Annotated in this window: 9 protein-coding genes and 1 tRNA gene; 3 read left to right on the forward strand and 7 right to left on the reverse strand. The window is 43.1% G+C overall.

The window, feature by feature from the left end; translation table 11 throughout:
* Positions 1-95 precede the first annotated feature (95 nt).
* From rplA to rplS, 6 genes are all read right to left on the reverse strand, one after another.
* A complete protein-coding gene (gene rplA / locus RIG27_RS24185; protein ID WP_446349416.1) occupies positions 96-812 on the reverse strand; it encodes a 50S ribosomal protein L1 in 717 nt (238 codons plus the stop codon).
* 93 nt (positions 813-905) lie between these two features.
* Positions 906-1331 (reverse strand): 50S ribosomal protein L11, encoded by a 426-nt coding sequence (gene rplK, locus RIG27_RS24190; RefSeq protein ID WP_446349418.1) that lies wholly within the window; start codon positions 1329-1331, stop codon positions 906-908.
* Between the two features lie 2 nt (positions 1332-1333).
* Positions 1334-1951, reverse strand: coding sequence for a transcription termination/antitermination protein NusG (gene nusG, locus RIG27_RS24195; RefSeq protein WP_446349420.1), 618 nt, complete (start codon positions 1949-1951; stop codon positions 1334-1336).
* Positions 1948-2178 carry a preprotein translocase subunit SecE gene (gene secE / locus RIG27_RS24200; RefSeq protein ID WP_446349422.1) on the reverse strand — a complete coding sequence of 77 codons (231 nt, stop codon included), beginning with the start codon at positions 2176-2178 and terminating at the stop codon, positions 1948-1950. The genes nusG and secE overlap by 4 nt, the downstream gene beginning before the upstream one ends.
* Before the next feature lie 153 nt (positions 2179-2331).
* A tRNA-Trp gene (locus RIG27_RS24205) sits at positions 2332-2404 on the reverse strand.
* Between the two features lie 92 nt (positions 2405-2496).
* A complete protein-coding gene (gene rplS, locus RIG27_RS24210) occupies positions 2497-2859 on the reverse strand; it encodes a 50S ribosomal protein L19 (protein WP_446349423.1) in 363 nt (120 codons plus the stop codon).
* A 268-nt stretch (positions 2860-3127) separates the two neighbouring features.
* Between rplS and RIG27_RS24215 the strand changes: the two genes are divergently transcribed.
* The 3 genes from RIG27_RS24215 (at position 3128) to RIG27_RS24225 (ending at position 5609) form a co-directional block, all read left to right on the forward strand.
* Positions 3128-3340, forward strand: coding sequence for a hypothetical protein (locus RIG27_RS24215; RefSeq protein WP_446349425.1), 213 nt, complete (start codon positions 3128-3130; stop codon positions 3338-3340).
* Between the two features lie 179 nt (positions 3341-3519).
* On the forward strand, positions 3520-4878 hold the full coding sequence (gntT, locus tag RIG27_RS24220) for a guanitoxin biosynthesis MATE family efflux transporter GntT (protein WP_446349427.1): 1359 nt from the start codon (positions 3520-3522) through the stop codon (positions 4876-4878).
* An 86-nt stretch (positions 4879-4964) separates the two neighbouring features.
* The gene (locus tag RIG27_RS24225; protein ID WP_446349429.1) at positions 4965-5609 is read left to right on the forward strand and encodes a hypothetical protein; all 645 of its coding nucleotides are present in this window, start codon (positions 4965-4967) and stop codon (positions 5607-5609) included.
* Positions 5610-5689: 80 nt separating this feature from the next.
* Here the strand turns inward: RIG27_RS24225 and RIG27_RS24230 are convergent, their stop codons facing one another.
* Complete coding sequence (locus tag RIG27_RS24230; protein WP_446349431.1) at positions 5690-6343, reverse strand: glycosyltransferase family 4 protein; 654 nt, start codon at positions 6341-6343, stop codon at positions 5690-5692.
* Positions 6344-6481: the final 138 nt, after the last annotated feature.

Here is a 6481-nt window from a genome sequence, read left to right on the forward strand (position 1 = left end):
TGACCTCGGCAGGATATTAAGTGATGAACACCTGCTGTCTTTGGTACAAGCCAATGCAATTATTGGATTGTAGACTGCAAAAATAACGGTTCAGATTACGCAGCTTCAGCTGTTTTCATGTCCCGTAAGCTAGGGATATCGACTTCAATCGCCGGTCCCATGGTCGCACTGATAAATATACTGCGCCAAAAGCGACCTTTCGCCCCGGAGGGACGATTGCGGTCAATCGTTTCCTGTAAAGACTTGAGATTAACCAACAAATCTTCCGCTGGAAACGATGCCTTACCAAACATAACATGAACGATGCCTGTGCGATCGGCACGAAATTCAAGTTTACCTGCTTTGAATTCTTCGATCGCCTGAGTTAGGTCGAAGGTAACAGTACCGCCTTTTGGGGAAGGCATCAAGCCCCTGGGTCCGAGGAGGCGTCCTAACTTCGCCACTTGGGGCATCATGTCTGGTGTGGCAATCAAGCGGTCAAAATCCATCATCCCATTTTGGATTTCGCCAATTAATTCTTCCGAACCGGCAATATCTGCTCCCGCATTAGTCGCTTCGGTGACTTTTTCGCCTTTGGCTATGACGGCGACTCGCACCACCTGACCCGTTCCTTTGGGTAGGGATACGGTTGTCCGCAGTTGCTGATCGGTGTATTTGGGATCAATTCCCAAGCGGATATGGGCTTCGGCGGATTCCGGGAATTTTGCCGTTGCGGTTTCTTTTAACAGCTTCAGGGCTTCTGTAGGTTCATAAGGTCGTTCTTCGACCTTGCTTTGTAATTCTTGTAATCGACGTGACAGTTTTCTAGGCATTTATCTCTCCTGGGGTGACTAACGAAGCGTCTCGCCTCTCCCCCAAATTAGGTTGACAACGGTCTGCAATTGCGGGTTGATGGCAGTGAAGGACTATTCTGCGATCGCGACGCCCATATTCCGGGCAGTCCCTTCGACGATTTTCATGGCTGCTTCAATATCATTAGCATTGAGGTCAGGCATTTTCGTCTGGGCGATTTCTTGGAGTTGCGCCTTTGTAATCGTGGCGACTTTTTGCCGATTGGGTTCACTTGCCCCTTTTTCAATCCCGGCTGCTTTTTTAATCAGCACGGATGCAGGCGGGGTTTTGAGGATAAAGGTAAAACTACGATCCTCAAACACCGAGATTTCCACGGGGATAACCATTCCCACTTGGTCGGCGGTCTTGGCGTTGTATTCTTTACAAAACGCCATAATATTCACCCCATGTTGACCGAGTGCTGGTCCTACTGGGGGAGCCGGGTTGGCTTTCCCCGCAGGGAGCGCCAACTTAATAACTGCAACGATTTTTTTTGCCATTCTTAGCCTGTTTTTTCCACCTGATTGAATTCTAGTTCCACTGGCGTATCTCGCCCAAAAATGGAGAGTAACGCCTTGAGCTTACTGCGTTCGGGGCTAACTTCAATCACTTCGCCTTCAAAGTCTTTAAACGGACCTGATAGCACGATGATTTTGTCACCAACAGCCATGTCCACTTTAATGACTGGCTCTTGTTCTTCGGTTTGCTTGAAGATCCGTTCGACTTCCCCTGGACTCAAGGGTACAGGTTTAACGTGACCTCGCCCCCGTCCATAGCGACGTTTCTGTTCTGCCCCTACAAAATTAATCACATTGGGTGTGTTTTTGACAACCTGCCAGCTTTCATCATCCATGACCATTTCGACCAAGACGTAGCCAGGGAAGACCTTTTCTTCAGAGTGCTGGCGAGATCCATCCTTACGGATTTTTACCGTCGGGGTTTGGGGAATCTGAACTCTCAAGATTCGGTCAGCGACATCTAGGGTTTGCACTCGCTGTTCTAGATTTGTCTTTACCCGCTTCTCACAGCCGGATGCCACCTGAACCGCATACCAACGGGCAGATGGGGATTCTTGAAACTGTGAATCGCGATCGTATGATTCGTTTGCTGCAAAACTCATCCAAATACCTGTTGTGATGCCCACAAGAATAAGCCATCCACTAAATAGATTAGGGTGGCTGATAGAACGACCATCAATAACACGGCAGCCGATTCGCTAATCAGTTGCTGCCGAGAGGGCCAGACGACTTTACTGAGTTCTTCTTTGGTGTCTTGAAGAAACGTTACAACATTAAACCCAGAGGCTTTTTGCTGAGACTCTGTTTCCGTTTTAGTTTTCTTTGCCACAATAGTTGACTTCCCCCTTCTACTGATTATCAGAGCTGTTCAACCCAGCGTTCATCACTCATATTAACCTGCTTCACTCATCCGTGAAGTTGACAAGATCTGGGTAGAACCGCTGATGCTCCCCCAGCCTTTTAATATTTTATAGATTTAGAACGCGCCCTGGAGGACTTGAACCCCCGACATCAGGTTTTGGAGACCTGCGTTCTACCAACTGAACTAAGAGCGCTTGGGTTGGCTGGTAGAGGTGAATTTATCCCCTTTGCTTTACTTAGTGTAACGCACTGAGGGCATGAATACCAAGCCAATATCCAAAAAAATCTAAATCCCCCGGTCAAAGCGCTGCTTAACCCGAGTCGCTTTACCCACACGCTCTCGCAAATAAAAGAGCTTCGCCCGACGCACCTTACCTCGTCGCACAATTTTAATACTGGCAATTCGGGGGGAATGGAGCAGAAAAACCCGTTCTACACCAACACCTTGGAAGATACGCCGCACGGTAATCGTTTGGTTGATACCCCCGTTACGCATGGCAATCACGGTACCTTCGTAGGGCTGAACCCGTTCCTTGTTCCCTTCGCGAATACGGACACCGACTCTAACTGTGTCACCAACATGGACTGTCGGTAAGTCGGATTTAAGCTGTTCCGCTTCTATGGAGCGAATAACCTCTTGAGCATTCATGGTTTTTTAAAAAAATCACAGCCTCTAATCATAGCGCACTATCTGATCCGGCGTCTAGATTGAGGGAGTGTGTAGGGGCGGGTTTAATCGATAACACTCTGGCTCAAACCGCTAACTGAACTAAACCCGCCCTGACTTGACCCAACTTGCTCAAGGGAACCTGGTTTTGATTAAAATGTAAAGAATGATTAAAAGATGCTGGTTTTATCTTGACCTAGGGGAAAACTAGCAGTATGCACAATTCATTGATGCGACTGGGAGGAGAATTATGCGTTTCAAAAATCTTCTAGGACCCCTGTTGATATTAGCATTGCTGTTTATCACCTTAGGCGATCGCGTCCTACCTGCACCGCTAGATGATGCTAGCCGCAACACCCGCACCAGCATCAATCAATTCTTCGTTGGGCTATTTCCCGACTGGAATCCCACCAACCCGAACGAACGTACTGAAAAGGAAGTTGAGCAATTAGAACAGAGGTAAACGACCTAGTTTACTCATCAAATCAAGGATTATGATGTAAGCTTTCAGTAGCCCTGTACTGTATTAAATTAATTCTTAGTACAAAGATCCCCGACTTCTTGAAGAGGTCGGGGTTTTGGCTGGCATAGACTGTAATTCATCAACTTGAAATTTGCTGTAAAAGTGAAGTCTCTTAACCTATGACCTTAATACTGACGAATCACTATGATTTTATTCCTCGCTTTTATCGACTAGCGATCATTAATATTCTTTCCAATTTAATGATTCCCTTAGCGGGTTTAATCAGTGTTGCTTTTCTCGGTCATCTCAGTGAAATTAGTTCCTTAGCTGGGGTATCTTTAGCTAATATTATCTTTAATGTTGTTTATTTAACGCTCGCGTTCTTACGCATGGCAACCACAGGGGTTACAGCTCAAGCTGTGGGAGCCGATGACCGACAAGGGATATTATTAATCGGATTAAGAAATGGATTAATCGCTTTGACACTAGGGATGACTATAGTTATTTTTCAGTATCCTTTACGAGAGATCGGATTTTCGTTGTTGAATGCTGACGTAACGGTAAAAGAGTCAGCGATTAATTATTTTAATGCTCGGATTTGGGGCGCACCAGCCGTGTTACTTAACTTTGTGCTGATCGGTTGGCTTTTGGGCAGAGAGAAAAACAGTCAAGTCTTAATCTTATCATTTTTTGGCAATGCCTTTAATGTTCTTTTAGACTATGTATTTATTCTTCAATTGAATTGGGAGAGCAAAGGGGCAGGAACGTCTCTGGCTTGTAGTCAATATCTTATGTGTTTTATCGCTTTAATCTTTTCTAATCGAGACTTTTCCTGGCAAGAAATAAAAACAGGAATAACACAAATTTTCGAGCCATCTGCCATTAAACAAACGTTTTCTTTTAATCGGGATATCTTGATCAGCAACATCAGTGAATTATCAGTATTAGCATTTTTTGGTAAATTAAGTGCCATGATGGGGACGATTACGTTTACTCAAAATTTCTTACTCGGACAAATCAGCCATCTTAGTGTTTATTTAACGGATGGCTTGGTATTTGCCACAGAAACATTATCCGGAAACTTCAAAGGTCAAAAATCCTCAGAAAAGTTTTTGCCTTTACTAAGGGTCGCCATGATTAGTAGCTTAATACTAGCTTTAACTATTGCTATAATTTGTGTTTTGTTCCCTCACACTATATTTTCTATATTCACCAATAAATCAGAAATTAATAGCCAGATACATATTTATATTTGGTGGTTGTTTTTTCTATTAACCCTTGCCTCAGCTTCTACAATGTTAGAAGGATATTTTGTCGGTTTAGCGGATGGAAAAGTCGTTCGTGATACCATTTTGCTGGCTAGTGTTTGGGGATTTATCCCACCGGCTGTAGCCACGTGGTATTTGCATAATAACCATGTTTTATGGTTATCAATGACATTATTTTTGTTGGTAAAAACCGTTGCACTATTGGTCTATTTAGTGATAAACTTAACCGATGGATTATCCAGGACTCCCTTTCGGGAAGACAGGATTTAAACTAAGTTTATGATCAATTTAAACAACACCCTATATAATGAGTTAAAGAATCTCAGGGTTTTACGCAAAAAAAGGGATGTATTGCCATGAAATCAAAGTTATTTGTCGCTTCAGGTATGCTGAGATCTGGGAGTACATGGTTATATAATGCTACTCGCCTAGTACTTTGTAGTTCACCGACAATCAAGAATAATTTTAGTTGTGGATGGTCAGGAGATTGGAAGTATAAGAAGATACCGGAAAAAGAATACACGCTGATCAAAATCCATGATTTCAACGAAATGATCGTCAATAAAGCGCACTTGATTGTGTATTCGTATAGAGATATTCGAGACGTGCTGGCAAGTAATTTGAGAACATTTACAACGCCTCCATCCATTGAATCCGCTGACTCTCTCATACAAACCCACGAAAAATGGATCAATGTGGCTGATATAGTAGTTCCTTATGATCGGATTCTCAATCAAAAAAATACTGTTATAGAGGAATTAGCTCGACGTTGTGAGGTAGGTTCTGTGGACGCATCAGCTATTGTTGAGGAAATCAATAATTTATCTTATGAAAGTGAGGGTGAGCGGGATGATATTCACCACAAGACTAATCTTTTCCACAGCAATCATATTACTGATGGTAGTAAGGGTTATTGGGTTAACTATTTAGATAAAAATTTAGTGGAAGAAATTGAGAAAAAATATCGAGATTGGTTTGAAAAATATGAGTATCCGATCTAGAGCGCCAGTCTATAGGAGTGTGAACGTAGGGGCACCATCCTTGCGCCCTCACCCCTGTACCGAAGCTTTTACCAATGTTCCTAGCGATGAAGTTCCTGCCAAAAATAGCTAGGTTTTATCTTATTTAAAAGAGGTAATCCTGTCCGTAAAGCGGCGATTTTTTCACCGTGATCATAGAGACAGAAGGCAAAATAAAACAAAGCATAGTTTCTAGCAATGCTTCGTTGTAAGACAGCATCTTGTTGCAAATTAAGATAGGGGGGTATATCACCCCAATTGATGCTCGATAACTTTAGCGGCGCTGATTTAGCTATTCTGTTATAGATATCAAAATACGTTTTAGGTAAGTCTTTATAAGACTCTTCCCAAGTCCAAGATTGACGGATTTCTTGGAGTAAAACTTCAGCTCTTGCTTGAGCTATCTGGGGATTTTCCATATTAAAAATGATCGCTTCGGCGATTTCTTGACTATCGAATCCCGAAAGCAGTTTGCCACATCCAGGTTTGGCAAGAAGTTCTACCGCAATACCGACGGGAGTTGATATGATTGGAATACCACAAGCTCCCGCTTCTAGAAGGGTTAAGGGACCGCCTTCGATGCGTGATGTTATCATATAGAGGTCGAGTTGATGATAGTATTTAGGGACATCTTCTCGTGGAACACTGACTTTATAGGAAACCTGACAACCTAGTTTTCTCAGAGCCGGGACGAAATTTTTCCAGCCGTAACCCATACAGCGCTTTGCGCTATATCATAGTACAATTGATGAACAGAGATTAAGGCGTTGGATAGCCAATGAAAGCATATTCAGTAGATTTCAGAGAAAAAATAGTCAAAGCTCATTTAGTAGAAAAAAGCTCAATTAGACATG

The sequence above is a fragment of the Coleofasciculus sp. F4-SAH-05 genome (genome assembly GCF_040222985.1).
Lineage (GTDB): Bacteria > Cyanobacteriota > Cyanobacteriia > Cyanobacteriales > Coleofasciculaceae > Coleofasciculus > Coleofasciculus chthonoplastes.